At 54.4% G+C, this 13,916-nt stretch carries 17 protein-coding genes; 12 read left to right on the plus strand and 5 right to left on the minus strand.

Translation table 11 applies throughout. The features are described 5' to 3' along the window. The first annotated feature begins 6 nt into the window (after positions 1–6). From gabD to csiR, 4 genes are all read left to right on the plus strand, one after another. Positions 7–1,458, plus strand: a complete 1,452-nt coding sequence (gene gabD / locus OGW13_RS23910; protein ID WP_042999647.1) for an NADP-dependent succinate-semialdehyde dehydrogenase — start codon at positions 7–9, stop codon at positions 1,456–1,458. A 22-nt stretch (positions 1,459–1,480) separates the two neighbouring features. After that, complete coding sequence (gabT, locus tag OGW13_RS23915) at positions 1,481–2,764, plus strand: 4-aminobutyrate--2-oxoglutarate transaminase (RefSeq protein WP_125339070.1); 1,284 nt, start codon at positions 1,481–1,483, stop codon at positions 2,762–2,764. A 129-nt stretch (positions 2,765–2,893) separates the two neighbouring features. Then, positions 2,894–4,294, plus strand: coding sequence for a GABA permease (gene gabP, locus OGW13_RS23920; protein WP_044327460.1), 1,401 nt, complete (start codon positions 2,894–2,896; stop codon positions 4,292–4,294). A 45-nt stretch (positions 4,295–4,339) separates the two neighbouring features. Then, complete coding sequence (gene csiR / locus OGW13_RS23925) at positions 4,340–5,032, plus strand: DNA-binding transcriptional regulator CsiR (protein ID WP_042999644.1); 693 nt, start codon at positions 4,340–4,342, stop codon at positions 5,030–5,032. 6 nt (positions 5,033–5,038) lie between these two features. On the opposite strand, the gene lysM is transcribed toward csiR, so the two are convergent. Beyond that, complete coding sequence (gene lysM / locus OGW13_RS23930; RefSeq protein ID WP_042999643.1) at positions 5,039–5,488, minus strand: peptidoglycan-binding protein LysM; 450 nt, start codon at positions 5,486–5,488, stop codon at positions 5,039–5,041. 123 nt (positions 5,489–5,611) lie between these two features. Continuing rightward, positions 5,612–5,782, minus strand: a complete 171-nt coding sequence (locus tag OGW13_RS23935; protein WP_042999642.1) for a YqaE/Pmp3 family membrane protein — start codon at positions 5,780–5,782, stop codon at positions 5,612–5,614. Between the two features lie 180 nt (positions 5,783–5,962). On the opposite strand from OGW13_RS23935, the gene OGW13_RS23940 reads away from it, so the two are divergent. Both OGW13_RS23940 and OGW13_RS23945 read left to right on the plus strand, forming a co-directional pair. After that, the gene (locus tag OGW13_RS23940) at positions 5,963–6,262 is read left to right on the plus strand and encodes an ArsR/SmtB family transcription factor (RefSeq protein WP_042999641.1); all 300 of its coding nucleotides are present in this window, start codon (positions 5,963–5,965) and stop codon (positions 6,260–6,262) included. 9 nt (positions 6,263–6,271) lie between these two features. After that, positions 6,272–6,799: a rhodanese family protein gene (locus OGW13_RS23945; protein WP_042999640.1), complete on the plus strand. Its 528-nt coding sequence runs from the start codon at positions 6,272–6,274 to the stop codon at positions 6,797–6,799. Positions 6,800–6,842: 43 nt separating this feature from the next. On the opposite strand, the gene stpA is transcribed toward OGW13_RS23945, so the two are convergent. Continuing rightward, complete coding sequence (gene stpA, locus OGW13_RS23950; protein WP_042999639.1) at positions 6,843–7,244, minus strand: DNA-binding protein StpA; 402 nt, start codon at positions 7,242–7,244, stop codon at positions 6,843–6,845. A 473-nt stretch (positions 7,245–7,717) separates the two neighbouring features. On the opposite strand from stpA, the gene alaE reads away from it, so the two are divergent. Then, a complete protein-coding gene (alaE, locus tag OGW13_RS23955; protein ID WP_042999638.1) occupies positions 7,718–8,167 on the plus strand; it encodes an L-alanine exporter AlaE in 450 nt (149 codons plus the stop codon). 34 nt (positions 8,168–8,201) lie between these two features. On the opposite strand, the gene OGW13_RS23960 is transcribed toward alaE, so the two are convergent. Then, positions 8,202–8,546 (minus strand): DUF2002 family protein, encoded by a 345-nt coding sequence (locus OGW13_RS23960; protein WP_042999637.1) that lies wholly within the window; start codon positions 8,544–8,546, stop codon positions 8,202–8,204. Between the two features lie 161 nt (positions 8,547–8,707). Between OGW13_RS23960 and OGW13_RS23965 the strand changes: the two genes are divergently transcribed. Beyond that, positions 8,708–9,034: an ElaB/YgaM/YqjD family protein gene (locus tag OGW13_RS23965; RefSeq protein ID WP_042999636.1), complete on the plus strand. Its 327-nt coding sequence runs from the start codon at positions 8,708–8,710 to the stop codon at positions 9,032–9,034. 55 nt (positions 9,035–9,089) lie between these two features. Here OGW13_RS23965 and pdxR read toward each other — a convergent pair whose 3' ends face one another. Next, on the minus strand, positions 9,090–10,433 hold the full coding sequence (pdxR, locus tag OGW13_RS23970) for a MocR-like pyridoxine biosynthesis transcription factor PdxR (protein WP_287116571.1): 1,344 nt from the start codon (positions 10,431–10,433) through the stop codon (positions 9,090–9,092). An 88-nt stretch (positions 10,434–10,521) separates the two neighbouring features. Between pdxR and OGW13_RS23975 the strand changes: the two genes are divergently transcribed. The 4 genes from OGW13_RS23975 to nrdE all read left to right on the plus strand — a co-directional run bounded on the left by OGW13_RS23975 (position 10,522) and on the right by nrdE (position 13,913). Continuing rightward, positions 10,522–10,953 (plus strand): carboxymuconolactone decarboxylase family protein, encoded by a 432-nt coding sequence (locus tag OGW13_RS23975; protein WP_287116572.1) that lies wholly within the window; start codon positions 10,522–10,524, stop codon positions 10,951–10,953. Between the two features lie 190 nt (positions 10,954–11,143). Continuing rightward, positions 11,144–11,389 carry a glutaredoxin-like protein NrdH gene (nrdH, locus tag OGW13_RS23980; RefSeq protein ID WP_042999633.1) on the plus strand — a complete coding sequence of 82 codons (246 nt, stop codon included), beginning with the start codon at positions 11,144–11,146 and terminating at the stop codon, positions 11,387–11,389. Next, on the plus strand, positions 11,386–11,796 hold the full coding sequence (gene nrdI, locus OGW13_RS23985; RefSeq protein ID WP_042999632.1) for a class Ib ribonucleoside-diphosphate reductase assembly flavoprotein NrdI: 411 nt from the start codon (positions 11,386–11,388) through the stop codon (positions 11,794–11,796). Before nrdH ends, nrdI begins: the two co-directional genes overlap by 4 nt. Then, positions 11,769–13,913: a class 1b ribonucleoside-diphosphate reductase subunit alpha gene (gene nrdE / locus OGW13_RS23990; RefSeq protein WP_287116574.1), complete on the plus strand. Its 2,145-nt coding sequence runs from the start codon at positions 11,769–11,771 to the stop codon at positions 13,911–13,913. Before nrdI ends, nrdE begins: the two co-directional genes overlap by 28 nt. Positions 13,914–13,916 lie beyond the last annotated feature (3 nt).

Genomic DNA, 13,916 nt, shown 5'->3' on the forward strand with positions numbered 1-13,916 from the left:
GCCATCATGCAACTAAACGATCCGACGTTGTTCCGTCAGCAGGCCTTGATCGACGGCCAGTGGCGCGATGCCGATAGCGGCGAAGTCATTGCGGTGACCAACCCGGCCAACGGCAAGACGCTGGGCAGCGTGCCGAAAATGGGCAGCGCGGAAACCCGCGATGCCATTGAGGCCGCTAACCGCGCGCTGCCCGCCTGGCGCGACCTCACCGCCAAAGAGCGGGCGAATATTCTGCGTCGCTGGTTCAATCTGATGCTGGAGCATCAGGACGATCTCGCCCGCCTGATGACCCTGGAACAGGGCAAGCCGCTGGCAGAAGCCAAAGGGGAAATCAGCTATGCCGCCTCCTTTATTGAGTGGTTTGCCGAAGAGGGCAAACGCATTTATGGCGACACCATTCCCGGACACCAGGCCGACAAACGCCTGATCGTCATTAAGCAACCGATTGGCGTTACTGCCGCCATTACGCCGTGGAACTTCCCGTCAGCGATGATCACCCGCAAAGCCGGTCCGGCACTGGCGGCTGGCTGCACGATGGTGCTTAAACCCGCCAGCCAGACGCCGTTCTCCGCGCTGGCGCTGGCGGAACTGGCAAACCGCGCCGGGATCCCGCCGGGCGTATTCAGTGTTGTCACCGGTTCGGCGGGCGCGGTCGGTAACGAACTGACCCACAATCCGCTGGTGCGCAAACTGTCGTTCACCGGTTCGACGGAGATTGGTCGTCAGTTGATGGAACAGTGCGCCAAAGACATCAAAAAAGTCTCTCTGGAGTTGGGCGGTAATGCGCCGTTTATCGTCTTTGACGATGCCTGCCTCGATAAAGCGGTTGAAGGCGCGCTGGCGTCCAAGTTCCGCAACGCCGGACAGACCTGCGTCTGCGCCAACCGTCTGTATGTGCAGGACGGCGTTTATGAGCGCTTTGCGGAGAAGCTGCAACAGGCGGTGGAAAAACTGCATCTCGGTGACGGTCTGGCACCCGACGTCACTACCGGCCCACTGATTGATGAGAAAGCGGTCGCCAAAGTGCAGGAGCATATTGCCGATGCGCTGGAAAAAGGGGCGCGCATCATCACCGGCGGAAAACCGCACGCGCTGGGCGGTAATTTCTTCCAGCCCACCATTCTGGTGGACGTGCCAGACAACGCAAAGGTCGCCAAAGAAGAGACCTTCGGTCCATTGGCTCCGCTGTTCCGCTTTAGTGATGAAGCCGACGTTATCAGACAGGCCAACGACACCGAGTTTGGTCTGGCGGCCTATTTCTACGCCCGCGATTTGAGCCGCGTCTTTCGCGTTGGCGAGGCGCTGGAGTACGGCATCGTCGGCATTAATACCGGCATTATCTCGAACGAAGTCGCGCCGTTTGGCGGGATCAAAGCCTCCGGTCTTGGCCGTGAAGGTTCCAAATACGGCATCGAAGATTACTTAGAAATCAAATACCTGTGCATTGGCCTTTCATAATAAATCAACTGGAGAACACCTGATGAGCACCAATAACGAATTAATGCAGCGTCGCGCTCATGCCGTCCCGCGTGGCGTAGGACAAATTCATCCGATCTTTGCCGCGCGCGCGGAAAACTGCCGGGTCTGGGATGTGGAAGGCCGTGAATTCCTGGATTTTGCTGGCGGCATCGCGGTGCTGAACACCGGACACCTGCACCCGCAGATCGTCTCGGCAGTCGAAGCGCAACTGAAAAAACTGTCCCACACCTGCTTCCAGGTGTTGGCCTATGAGCCGTATCTGCAACTGTGCGAAATCATGAACCAGAAAGTGCCGGGCGACTTCGCCAAGAAGACCCTGCTGGTCACCACCGGTTCCGAAGCGGTAGAAAACGCTGTGAAGATCGCCCGCGCGGCAACGAAACGCACGGGGACGATCGCCTTTAGCGGTGCATACCACGGTCGCACTCACTACACCCTGTCGCTGACCGGGAAAGTGAACCCGTACTCCGCCGGAATGGGGCTGATGCCGGGTCACGTCTATCGCGCGCTCTATCCGTGCGCCCTGCACGGCATTAGCGAAGATGACGCCATCGCCAGCATTCACCGCATCTTTAAAAATGATGCCGCGCCGGAAGATATCGCCGCCATCGTGATTGAACCAGTACAGGGCGAAGGCGGTTTCTACGCCGCCTCCCCGGCCTTTATGCAGCGCCTGCGCGCGATTTGCGACGAACACGGGATCATGCTGATTGCCGATGAAGTACAGAGCGGTGCGGGGCGTACCGGTACGCTGTTTGCGATGGAGCAGATGGGCGTGGCACCGGACATCACTACCTTCGCCAAATCCATTGCCGGGGGCTTCCCGCTGGCGGGCGTCACCGGACGCGCCGACGTCATGGACGCCATCCCGCCGGGTGGACTGGGCGGCACCTATGCCGGTAACCCAATTGCCTGCGCCGCCGCGCTGGCGGTCCTGAACATTTTCGAGCAGGAAAATCTGCTGCAAAAAGCCAACGAACTCGGCAAAACCCTGCGCAACGGTCTGCTGGCGATTGCCGAAACGCATCGTGAAATCGGCGATGTCCGTGGAATGGGGGCGATGATCGCCATCGAACTGTTTGAAGACGGCGACCATAACAAGCCGGATGCAAAACTGACGGCAGAGATCGTCGCGCGCGCCCGCGACAAAGGTCTGATCCTGCTCTCCTGTGGGCCGTACTACAACGTGCTGCGCATCCTCGTTCCGCTCACTATTGAAGAGGCGCAAATCCGCCAGGGGCTGGACATTATCGCCCAGTGTTTTGATGAGGTGAAACACGGTTAACACGCCTGTAGCGCTGCCGGACAAGATGCCTCGGCGTCTTGTCCGGCCTGGAAAACCTCTCCTCTGAAGGCCGGATAAGGCGGAGCCGCCATCCGGCAAACGGTTCAATAACAATAAAGAGGTCATAAGATGGGGCAACTGTCGCAATCACATGATTTAGGGGGCGGGCTGAAATCACGCCACGTCACCATGCTGTCTATTGCCGGGGTTATCGGCGCAAGTCTGTTTGTGGGTTCCAGTGTGGCGATAGCCCAGGCCGGGCCCGCGGTCCTGCTGGCCTATCTGTTCGCCGGATTACTGGTGGTGATGATTATGCGGATGCTGGCCGAAATGGCCGTCGCCACGCCGGACACCGGTTCCTTTTCCACGTACGCCGATAAAGCCATCGGACGCTGGGCAGGCTACACCATCGGCTGGTTGTACTGGTGGTTCTGGGTGCTGGTGATCCCGCTTGAAGCGAATATCGCCGCCATCATCCTCAATTCCTGGGTCCCCGGCGTCCCGATCTGGCTGTTCTCGCTGGTCATCACGCTGGCGTTAACCGGCAGTAATTTGCTGAGCGTCAAAAACTACGGTGAGTTTGAGTTCTGGCTGGCGCTGTGCAAAGTGATTGCCATCCTCGCCTTTATCGCGCTGGGTGCCGCGGCGATCAGCGGTTTTTACCCTTACGCTGAAGTCAGCGGTATTTCGCGCTTGTGGGATCACGGCGGCTTTATGCCGAACGGCTTTGGCGCGGTGCTAAGCGCCATGCTGATCACCATGTTCTCCTTTATGGGCGCTGAGATTGTTACCATCGCCGCTGCCGAATCCGACACGCCGGATAAGCACATCGTCCGCGCCACTAACTCGGTCATCTGGCGTATTTCGATCTTTTATCTGTGTTCGATCTTTGTCGTCGTCTCCCTGATTCCGTGGAACATGCCGGGTCTGAAAGAGGTAGGTTCCTATCAGTCGGTGCTGGAACTGCTGCATATTCCGCATGCCAAACTGATCATGGACTGTGTGATCCTGCTGTCGGTAACCAGTTGCCTGAACTCTGCGCTGTATACCGCGTCGCGAATGCTCTACTCCCTGAGCCGCCGTGGCGACGCGCCAGCCATGATGGGTAAAATCAATCGCAGCAAAACCCCCTGGGTGGCGGTGTTACTCTCGACAGGCGCGGCGTTTTTAACCGTAGTCGTGAACTATTATGCCCCGGCAAAAGTGTTTAAGTTCCTGATTGACAGCTCCGGCGCTATCGCCCTGCTGGTGTATCTGGTTATCGCCGTTTCTCAGCTGAGGATGCGCAAAATCCTGCTGGCGGAAGGCGGCGAGATCAAACTGAAAATGTGGCTCTATCCATGGCTGACCTGGCTGGTGATTGGCTTTATCATCTTTGTGCTGGTTGTGATGCTCTTCCGCCCGGCGCAACAGCTGGAAGTGATTTCCACAGGGTTGCTGGGGCTGGGGATTATTTGCACCGTGCCGATTATGTCGCGCTGGAAAAAACTGGTATTGTGGCAAAAGACACCGCTGCAAAATACCCGTTAAATGATTTCCCGGCGCAGGCCGGGAACACGATTCAGGAGTAAGACCATGACCGCCATTTCCCATCCGACGGCCATAGATGGATACCGCTGGCTGAAGAACGATATTATCCGTGGTGTTTATCAACCTGATGAAAAACTGCGCATGAGTTTATTAACTTCACGCTATTCTCTTGGCGTTGGGCCGCTCAGGGAGGCGCTTTCTCATCTGGTGGCGGAACGGCTGGTCACGGTGGTGAATCAAAAAGGGTATCGGGTGGCGTCCATGTCAGAGCAGGAACTGCTCGATATTTTCGACGCCCGGGCCAATATGGAAGCCATGCTGGTAAGTCTGGCGATTGAACGCGGCGGTGACGAATGGGAAGCTGAGATCCTCGCCCGCGCCCACATGCTCAGCAAGCTAGAGGCCAGCGACGCCAGCGAACACCTGCTGGATGAGTGGGATTTACGCCATCAGGCATACCATACCGCTATTGTTGCCGGATGCGGTTCGCAGTATCTGCTGCAAATGCGTGAACGGTTGTTTGATCTCGCGGCGCGCTATCGGTTTATCTGGCTGCGAAAAACGGTCTTGTCGGTTGAAATGCTGGAGGATAAACACATTCAGCATCAGACGCTAACGGAGGCAATTCTGGCGCGCGATGCGACGCGCGCCAGTGAACTCATGCGCCAACATTTACTGACGCCGATACCTATTATCCAGCAGGCCATGACCGGTAAACTACTGGCGCAAAAATCCTGACGGCGCTTATTCTTCCGGAATACGCAGCACCTGGCCGGGATATATTTTATCCGGGCTTTTAAGCATCGGCTTATTCGCCTCAAAAATTTTGTTATACAGGTTGGCATTGCCGTAAACCTGTTTCGAAATAGCGCTCAGGGTATCGCCGGATTTCACCGTGTAGAACTGACTCTCGGCGGCAGGCGCGTCGGTTTTAACCTGATCCTCCACGCTGGCAATCCCGGAAATATTCCCGACCGCAATCAGGATTTTTTCTTTCGCTTCCTGACTTAATCCGTCACCCGTCACCGTCGCCTTGCCATCAGCAATTTGTACATTCACCTTGTCAGCGTCCGGAATACCGGTTTTATGCAGATGGTCCTGCACCTTTTTTGCTAAATCGTCTTTATCGTGATTACCGGTTACTGCATCCCACAGTTTTTCCCCGGCGTCTTTTACAAAGTTGAAAAGTCCCATATCCACCTCGATCGTTGACAATAAACACTCAGGAAGTGTAGCAGAAAGTTTCGCTTAAAATTCTGACGGCGCGGCGACCGGTGTGGCCCGATAACGTCACGCTATCGGGCGGTATCATGGCGGTTAAGAAAGAGATGAAGGACGGGTTTGCACCCAGAACGCGTGAATCAAACCCGGAATATAGCCCAGTAACGTCAGAACTATATTAAGAATGAACGCCCAGCCGAATCCTTTACCCAACAGGACCCCCAGCGGCGGCAGAATGATCGTAAATACAATTCTCCAGAAACCCATATACACTCCAAAAAAAAAATTACTCATTGTTTAAAAAGGGATTTTATCCCTAAGCGTAGCGAGCTTAGCGGAGATCGCCAGTTATCACTCTCGCTTTTACCCTCTTTTACGATTTTTACACTGGCAGTCGCTTCATTTTTATTTTAGACTTTACTTAATTTAGAAAACACTAAAATAAAGATGAGCGAACTCGAACAACTCCAGGCCAGCGCGGAACAGGCGGCGGCCCTGCTGAAAGCGATGAGCAACCCTAAGCGACTGCTGATCCTGTGTATGCTTTGCGGCTCACCGGGCACCAGCGCGGGCGATCTGGCACGCGCCACCGGGTTAAGTCCCTCGGCCACTTCACAGCATCTGGCAAAAATGCGCGAAGAAGGGCTGATTGGCAGCCAGCGCGATGCTCAGCGCATCCTCTATTTCATTAAAAATGCAGCGGTGAATTCACTCATTGCCACATTGAAAAACGTCTATTGTCCATAAGGAGTGAACATGACCATCGGAACGATTTCCCCGCGCGACGCAAAGGCCCGTATTGAGCAAGGCGCCAGACTGATTGATATTCGCGATGCCGACGAATATCTGCGTGAACATATTCCGCAGGCCCATCTCGCACCGCTGAGTACGCTCGAACAGGGGGGCTTTCCTGCCAGGCTGCGAGGTGAATGCGTCATTTTCCATTGTCAGTCCGGAAAACGAACGCAAAACAATGCGGCTACCTTGCAGGCTCTTGCCGCACCGGCTGAAGTCTTGCTGCTGGAAGGGGGCATTGACGGCTGGAAAGCGGCGGGTTTCCCCACGGCAGAAGATAAATCACAGCCGCTTCCGCTGATGCGTCAGGTACAAATTGCCGCAGGCGGGCTGGCCTTACTGGGCGTGGTGTTGGGGTATAGCGTCAACAGCGGCTTTTTCCTGCTCAGCGGTTTTGTAGGCGCGGGGTTGCTGTTCGCCGGACTGACTGGTTTTTGCGGCATGGCGCGACTGCTCGACAAAATGCCGTGGAATCGCCGTCCTCAATAATGACGGGAAATACGCGGTGAGGAACACCTCACCGCTTACAAAATTAGATCAGAAAATCGTCCAGCGATTTACCTGCCGCCAGTGCCTGGGCAATCGGTTTTGGCGTACGCCCCTGACCGGTCCAGGTTTTACTTTCCCCGTTAAGATCGGTATAGCGATATTTCGCCGGACGCGGCTGGCGTTTTTTACCCACTCGCATGGCCGCGGCGTCATTGCTGAATAACTCTTCCGGGCTAATTCCGTCGGCCTTCATCATTTCCAGCAAAGTATTAATTTTCTGCTGCTGTTCAGCGCGCTGACGCTGTAACTGTTCTTCTTCTTCACGTCTTTCTTTAGTGACGACCCTGAATTTCTCCAGCATTTCTTCAAGAACGTCAATGGAGAATTCGCGAGCCATGGCGCGTAATTTACGAATATTATTTAAGTTCTGTAACATCAAATTCATAATAATTAAAATCCTTTAACGCAAAAACAAATTATTACACTGCGCAGTCTATTATATTGTTAGAACATTTTCCAGCCCCTGGAATATAACAGAGGAAATACCACCTCCCGTTAATATACGCTAAATAATATTCCGGCTCATTTTCTCATTCTCTGACGAATAACCTCCATATCGGCTCATCGAACATAGAATGCGGTTTTTGCCTTACAGGGAAATCCCTCAATCAGAACACCAACATAACATATTGATTTTTAATGATTTAAAATACACAAACAACAAAAACTCTATCCGGTACAAAAATCAGGCGGTTACAGAGTATTTTATCGACAAAAAGCGTCAAAATAAAAATATTTCGCTAGTTGATAGTTACAATACAGCAATATACTCTAGCATCAAGCAAAAACACCACAACAAACCACTAAAACGAACTTATTTAACGGCAATTTTACCCCTTTTTTACAAGGAGCATCAGCATGTTCTCACCACAGTCACGCTTGCGTCATGCTGTAGCAGACACGTTCGCGATGGTTGTTTATTGTTCTGTCGTGAACATGTTGATCGAGATCTTCCTCTCCGGAATGACCTTTGAGCAATCACTTTCGTCCCGACTGGTCGCCATTCCGGTCAACATTCTGATCGCCTGGCCCTATGGAATGTATCGTGATCTCTTTATGAAGGCGTCGCGTAAAGTGGGTTCTGCGGGGTGGCTGAAAAACCTGGCGGATGTACTGGCTTATGTCACCTTCCAGTCCCCGGTTTATGTCGCTATTCTGCTGACGGTGGGCGCTGACTGGCATCAAATTACCGCCGCAGTCAGTTCTAATATCGTAATATCGATGATGATGGGGGCGGTATATGGCTATTTCCTCGATTATTGCCGCCGCCTGTTTAAGGTGAGTCGCTACCAACAGGTTAAAGCCTGAAACGACTTTGCGACTGGCTGTGCCAGTCGCTTAATTAACTCGCCTCGCCAAACAGTCCATTCAAATAACGCTCAAGCGCAATACGCGAACTAAAGCCGTGAGGAATGCCGTAGTGTTCGTGGGTGTCCCCGGCTAAATAAAGCGGAAAATGCTGATAATGGTCGCAGGTTTTAATTTCAGATGCCGGTTCAGCCAGCGAAGAACTGCGCTCTTTTAATGTCGGATGAATCACCAGCGCAGTGCGTCCCATACGCGCTTCGCGATTAACATAGACATAATTCTCGCCACGTCGATAACCGTACGTTTTCTGTGTTACCACATCAACGGTAAACCCCACTTTTTCAAGTACGCGCGCCACCTCGTCAGGTCGTAAATACATATTTTTTCCTCGTTATCTTTTACTGCGGGCTTACCTTACCTGATTCAGCATTGGCAACGCTTTCAGAAAAGTCCATAAACGCGCAATAACGCCGTGAGGCGTCTCAGAAGTTAAAAATATCGACTAAACTGAAAGTCACATCGAAATCACTGGAGGATCATATGTTTAACCGACCGAACCGAAACGACGTAGATGATGGTGTGCAGGATATTCATAATGACGTCAATCAATTAGCCGACAGTCTGGAAGCCGTACTGAAGTCATTGGGCAGCGATGCGAAGGATGAAGCAGATACCGCACGGCGTAAAGCACAGGCGCTACTGAAAGAGACGCGTGCGAAAATGCACGGCCGGACGCGCGTGCAGCAAGCCGCCCGTGACGCCGTAGGCTGCGCTGATACGTTTGTGCGTGATAAACCCTGGTGTAGCATCGGTACGGCGGCGGCGGTGGGGATCTTTGTCGGTGCGTTGCTGAGTCTTCGACGCTAAGGATGAGGCCGGTGCCGGATAGCGTTTACGTTTATCCGGCCTGGCATAAACTCGACTAAAGCGCTGACTGAATGGCCTGTCGCAACCGCTTTGCCACCTGGCACGCGATTTCAGGCGAAGCGATGTTAGTGAACGACAGCAAAATCCCTCCCATCCCCGATGTATTCAACCGCCAGCGACTCAGGGCCTGGACCGCCAGGCCCGCCTCATTGGCTTTGCGTACCGGCGCGATATCGTCACCGTCAACAGTAATCACCAGCTGTATCCCGCCCTGTTGGGGCACAACGTGAAATCCCTGTTCGCCGAGTGCCCTTTCCGTCCATTGCCTTCGCTGCGCATAGTGCTGACGCATTTTTTTCAGATGCCGCCAGAAATGCCCATCACGGATAAAATCCGCCAGCGTTTGCTGCCAGAGCAGCGGCACGCTACAGGCCATCCGTACCGCCTGCTGACGAAAACGACTCACCTGGTTTACTGGCACCACCAGCCATGCACAGCGCAAGGCGGGAAACAGCGATTTGCTGAACGTACCGGCGTAAATTACCCGCTGTGGCGCATCCAGACTTTTCAGCGGCGGCAGCGGTTTACCGTGATAACGAAACTCGCTGTCGTAATCATCTTCAATAATCCACGCCTGGGTATGTGATGCCCACTCCAGCAGTTGATGACGCCGGGCTAACGACAGCGCGACGCCAAGCGGGCTTTGATGGGCCGGAGTGAGTAGCGCAAAACGCGCATCCGGATAATCGCGGATCCCGGTCGCCACATTCAACCCGTCGTCATCGATCGGAACCGGCAGCAGCGCGACATTTTCCTGCTCAATCACCGGACGGATCAACGGAAAGCCGGGATCTTCAATCCACATGCCATCGCCCGGCGTGGCCAGCGCGCGCAGGATGAGGGTCATCGATGCCGCATAGCCTGAGGTGATAAAAATCTGCTCGGGCAGACAGTCAATACTGCGCGACACGCGCAGATAGTCCACGATTGCCTGGCGTAACACGGCTTCACCGCAGACGTCGCCGAGAGCCAGATCAAAACGCGTCTGCGTGCGCAGTCGTCGCCCCATCACCCGCGCCCAGATGTCTCGCGGGAAGAGATCCAGCGCAGGAAGCCCCATCTGGAAGGGCTGAGGAACGGTACTTTCTCCGGCAAAGACCACCGGTTCGCTGTACGTCTGTTCCGGATGCAACTGTGCGCTGACAAACGTTCCCGCCTGCCCTCGCCGCTCCAGCCAGCCCTGTGCCACCAGCTCCGCATAAGCGTTTTCCACCGTCGAGCGCGAAATACCCAGCTCCTGTGACCAGGTACGACTGGACGGTAGTCTGGCTCCGGGCTGGAGTTCCCCACGTTCAATGACCGTTTTTAACTGACGGGCAATTTGCTGATAGCGCGGCATATGGTCTGCTTTTTTCGTAAAAATATGGCTCTCTTTTGCAGTCCATTATAGTGCTACATTGCCTGCCATCAACATGAGGAGAAGCACCATGACGACGTTACGCCAGCCCTACTATGAACTCAGCCCTGAAGTCTATAACGTCCTGGTACAAGCGAAAACGGCACTGGAAAACAGCGCGCTGGATACCACGCTGATGGAATTGATTTACCTGCGTATTTCGCAGATCAACGGCTGCGCATTTTGCCTGGAAATGCACAGCAAGGCGCTGCGTAAATCGGGTGTCACGCAAAGTAAACTGGACGCGCTGGCCGGCTGGCGAGTGAGTCATCATTTCAGCGCGCAGGAACAAGCGGCGCTGGCGTGGGCTGAATCGGTGACCGATATCGCCAGAACCCATGCTGAAGATGACGTTTATCTGCCGCTGCTTACGCATTTTAGCGCTCGCGAAATCAGCGACCTGACCTTTGCGATCGGTCTGATGAACTGCTTCAACCGCCTGGCCGTTAGCATGCGGATGTAATCCGGCGATTTTTCAGCACAAACTCCCGCTCCCCGCCAGGCTCATCGGTGGGGAGTAATCAATCGATAATTCCCATATCTTGTATGGTTGAAACTTATTTCAACTACATCTAGTATTCCCTCTATCAGTACACACCCAAACCGACGCGTCTTATCGCGCCGTTCTTTCATTTTAAATGGAAATACGAATCATGCGCATTACTATTTACACTCGAAATGACTGTGTTCAGTGCCACGCCACTAAACGGGCGATGGAAAGCCGTGGATTTGAATTTGAGATGGTGAACGTCGATCTGGTGCCCGACGCGGCCGAGACCCTGCGTGCGCAAGGTTTTCGCCAGTTGCCGGTGGTCATTGCCGGCGAAACCCGTTGGTCAGGATTTCGTCCGGATATGATCAACCGTCTGCATCCAGAGCCTCGGGTAGCCAGCGCATGAACCCGCTCGTCTACTTCTCCAGCAGCTCCGAAAATACGCACCGTTTTATGCAGCGTCTGGGGCTGCCCGCCATTCGCATTCCGCTGAATGAACGCGAACGGATCCGGGTAGACGATCCCTACATTCTGGTGGTGCCTTCCTACGGTGGCGGCGGCACGGCTGGCGCAGTGCCGCGACAGGTGATCCGCTTTTTAAATGATGCTCACAACCGGGCGTTAATTCGCGGCGTCATTGCCTCTGGCAATCGTAACTTCGGCGAGGCGTATGGTCGCGCAGGGGAAGTGATCGCCCAGAAATGTGCCGTACCCTGGCTCTATCGTTTTGAACTGATGGGAACCCCCGCCGACATCGACAACGTTCGAAAAGGAGTAAGCGAATTTTGGCAACGACAACCGCAGAACGCGTAACGCAGGAATCGCTGGATTACCATGCGCTGAACGCCATGCTGAATCTGTACGATAAAGCAGGCCGTATTCAGTTCGATAAAGACAGGCAGGCGGTCGACGCCTTTTTTGCCGCCCATGTTCGCCCCCACTCCGTCACGTTTAGCAGTCAGGAGGAACGTCTGCAAACGCTGGTGCGCGAAGGGTATTACGACGAAAGCGTTCTGGCACGCTACGATCGCGCTTTCGTGGTGTCGCTGTTTGCCCGCGCTCACGCCAGCGGTTTTCGTTTCCAGACCTTCCTCGGTGCCTGGAAGTTTTACACCAGCTACACGCTGAAAACCTTTGATGGCAAACGCTATCTGGAACACTTTGAAGACCGGGTGGTGATGGTTGCGCTCACACTTGCGCAGGGGGATGAAGCGCTGGCGTCACAACTCACCGATGAGATGCTCTCAGGGCGTTTCCAGCCCGCCACGCCCACCTTCTTAAACTGCGGTAAACAGCAGCGCGGCGAACTGGTCTCCTGCTTCCTGCTGCGGATTGAAGATAACATGGAGTCGATCGGTCGGGCGGTGAACTCCGCGCTTCAGCTCTCCAAACGCGGCGGCGGCGTGGCGTTTTTACTCTCTAACCTGCGCGAAGCCGGTGCGCCCATCAAGCGCATCGAAAACCAGTCCTCCGGGGTGATCCCGGTGATGAAGATGCTGGAAGACGCCTTTTCCTATGCCAACCAGCTAGGCGCGCGTCAGGGGGCGGGGGCGGTCTATCTGCATGCGCATCATCCGGATATTCTGCGTTTCCTCGATACTAAACGCGAAAACGCCGACGAAAAGATCCGCATTAAAACGCTCTCACTGGGGGTAGTGATCCCGGACGTCACTTTCCGCCTGGCCAAAGAGAATGCGCAGATGGCGTTGTTTTCGCCGTATGACGTCGAGCGTCTTTACGGTAAACCCTTCGGCGATATCGCCATAAGCGAACGATACGACGAACTGGTCGCCGACGAGCGCGTGCGCAAAAAATACATTAACGCCCGCGACTTTTTCCAGACACTGGCAGAAATTCAGTTTGAATCCGGCTATCCCTACATTATGTATGAGGATACGGTGAATCGCGCCAACCCGATTGCGGGTCGCATTAATATGAGCAACCTGTGCTCGGAAATTTTGCAGGTCAACAGCGCCTCTACCTACGAGGAGAATCTTGACTACGCCCAGACCGGGCATGACATTTCCTGCAACCTCGGCTCGCTGAATATTGCCCACACCATGGATTCTCCGGACATTGGCCGGACGGTCGAAACAGCGATTCGCGGGCTGACGGCGGTGTCAGATATGAGCCATATCCACAGCGTCCCGTCGATTGCTGCCGGTAATGCCGCCTCCCACGCCATCGGACTGGGACAGATGAACCTGCACGGCTATCTGGCACGCGAAGGCATCGCCTATGGTTCGCCAGAAGGACTGGATTTCACCAATCTCTACTTTTACACCATCACCTGGCATGCACTGCATACGTCGATGCTGCTGGCACGCGAACGTGGACAGACGTTTGCCGGATTCGCACAGTCGCGCTACGCCAGCGGCGAGTTCTTCACGCAGTATCTGGATCAGAACTGGACGCCGAAAACCGAGAAAGTCCGGGCGCTGTTTGCCCGTAGCGGCATCACGCTGCCGACGCGTGAAATGTGGCGGTATCTGCGCGACGAAGTGATGCGCTATGGCATCTACAACCAGAATTTACAGGCGGTGCCACCGACCGGTTCGATCTCCTACATCAATCATGCGACGTCGAGCATTCATCCGATTGTCTCGAAAGTGGAGATTCGCAAAGAGGGCAAAACCGGGCGCGTCTACTATCCGGCCCCGTTCATGACCAATGAGAATCTGGATATGTATCAGGACGCGTATGAAATCGGCGCACAGAAAATCATTGATACCTACGCCGAAGCCACTAAACACGTCGATCAGGGCCTGTCGCTGACGCTGTTTTTCCCCGATACCGCCACCACCCGCGATATCAACAAAGCGCAGATCTACGCCTGGCGAAAAGGCATTAAGTCGTTATATTACATTCGCTTGCGACAGCTGGCGCTGGAAGGTACTGAAATTGAAGGCTGCGTCTCGTGCGCATTGTAAGGA

Origin of the sequence: Citrobacter sp. Ca225, from assembly GCF_030337175.1 — a bacterium.
Taxonomy (GTDB): domain Bacteria; phylum Pseudomonadota; class Gammaproteobacteria; order Enterobacterales; family Enterobacteriaceae; genus Citrobacter_A; species Citrobacter_A amalonaticus.

Excerpts from the sequence above, each read along its gene's own strand:
- OGW13_RS23960 (WP_042999637.1), bottom strand. The coding sequence starts at position 8,546 with ATGTATTTACGACCTGACGAGGTGGCGCGCGTACTTGAAAAAGTGGGG.
- alaE (WP_042999638.1), top strand. The coding sequence starts at position 7,718 with ATGTTCTCACCACAGTCACGCTTGCGTCATGCTGTAGCAGACACGTTC.
- nrdI (WP_042999632.1), top strand. The coding sequence starts at position 11,386 with ATGAACCCGCTCGTCTACTTCTCCAGCAGCTCCGAAAATACGCACCGT.
- gabD (WP_042999647.1), top strand. The coding sequence starts at position 7 with ATGCAACTAAACGATCCGACGTTGTTCCGTCAGCAGGCCTTGATCGAC.
- lysM (WP_042999643.1), bottom strand. The coding sequence starts at position 5,488 with ATGGGACTTTTCAACTTTGTAAAAGACGCCGGGGAAAAACTGTGGGAT.
- OGW13_RS23935 (WP_042999642.1), bottom strand. The coding sequence starts at position 5,782 with ATGGGTTTCTGGAGAATTGTATTTACGATCATTCTGCCGCCGCTGGGG.
- OGW13_RS23975 (WP_287116572.1), top strand. The coding sequence starts at position 10,522 with ATGACGACGTTACGCCAGCCCTACTATGAACTCAGCCCTGAAGTCTAT.
- csiR (WP_042999644.1), top strand. The coding sequence starts at position 4,340 with ATGACCGCCATTTCCCATCCGACGGCCATAGATGGATACCGCTGGCTG.
- gabP (WP_044327460.1), top strand. The coding sequence starts at position 2,894 with ATGGGGCAACTGTCGCAATCACATGATTTAGGGGGCGGGCTGAAATCA.
- stpA (WP_042999639.1), bottom strand. The coding sequence starts at position 7,244 with ATGAATTTGATGTTACAGAACTTAAATAATATTCGTAAATTACGCGCC.
- pdxR (WP_287116571.1), bottom strand. The coding sequence starts at position 10,433 with ATGCCGCGCTATCAGCAAATTGCCCGTCAGTTAAAAACGGTCATTGAA.
- OGW13_RS23945 (WP_042999640.1), top strand. The coding sequence starts at position 6,272 with ATGACCATCGGAACGATTTCCCCGCGCGACGCAAAGGCCCGTATTGAG.
- nrdH (WP_042999633.1), top strand. The coding sequence starts at position 11,144 with ATGCGCATTACTATTTACACTCGAAATGACTGTGTTCAGTGCCACGCC.
- gabT (WP_125339070.1), top strand. The coding sequence starts at position 1,481 with ATGAGCACCAATAACGAATTAATGCAGCGTCGCGCTCATGCCGTCCCG.
- OGW13_RS23940 (WP_042999641.1), top strand. The coding sequence starts at position 5,963 with ATGAGCGAACTCGAACAACTCCAGGCCAGCGCGGAACAGGCGGCGGCC.
- OGW13_RS23965 (WP_042999636.1), top strand. The coding sequence starts at position 8,708 with ATGTTTAACCGACCGAACCGAAACGACGTAGATGATGGTGTGCAGGAT.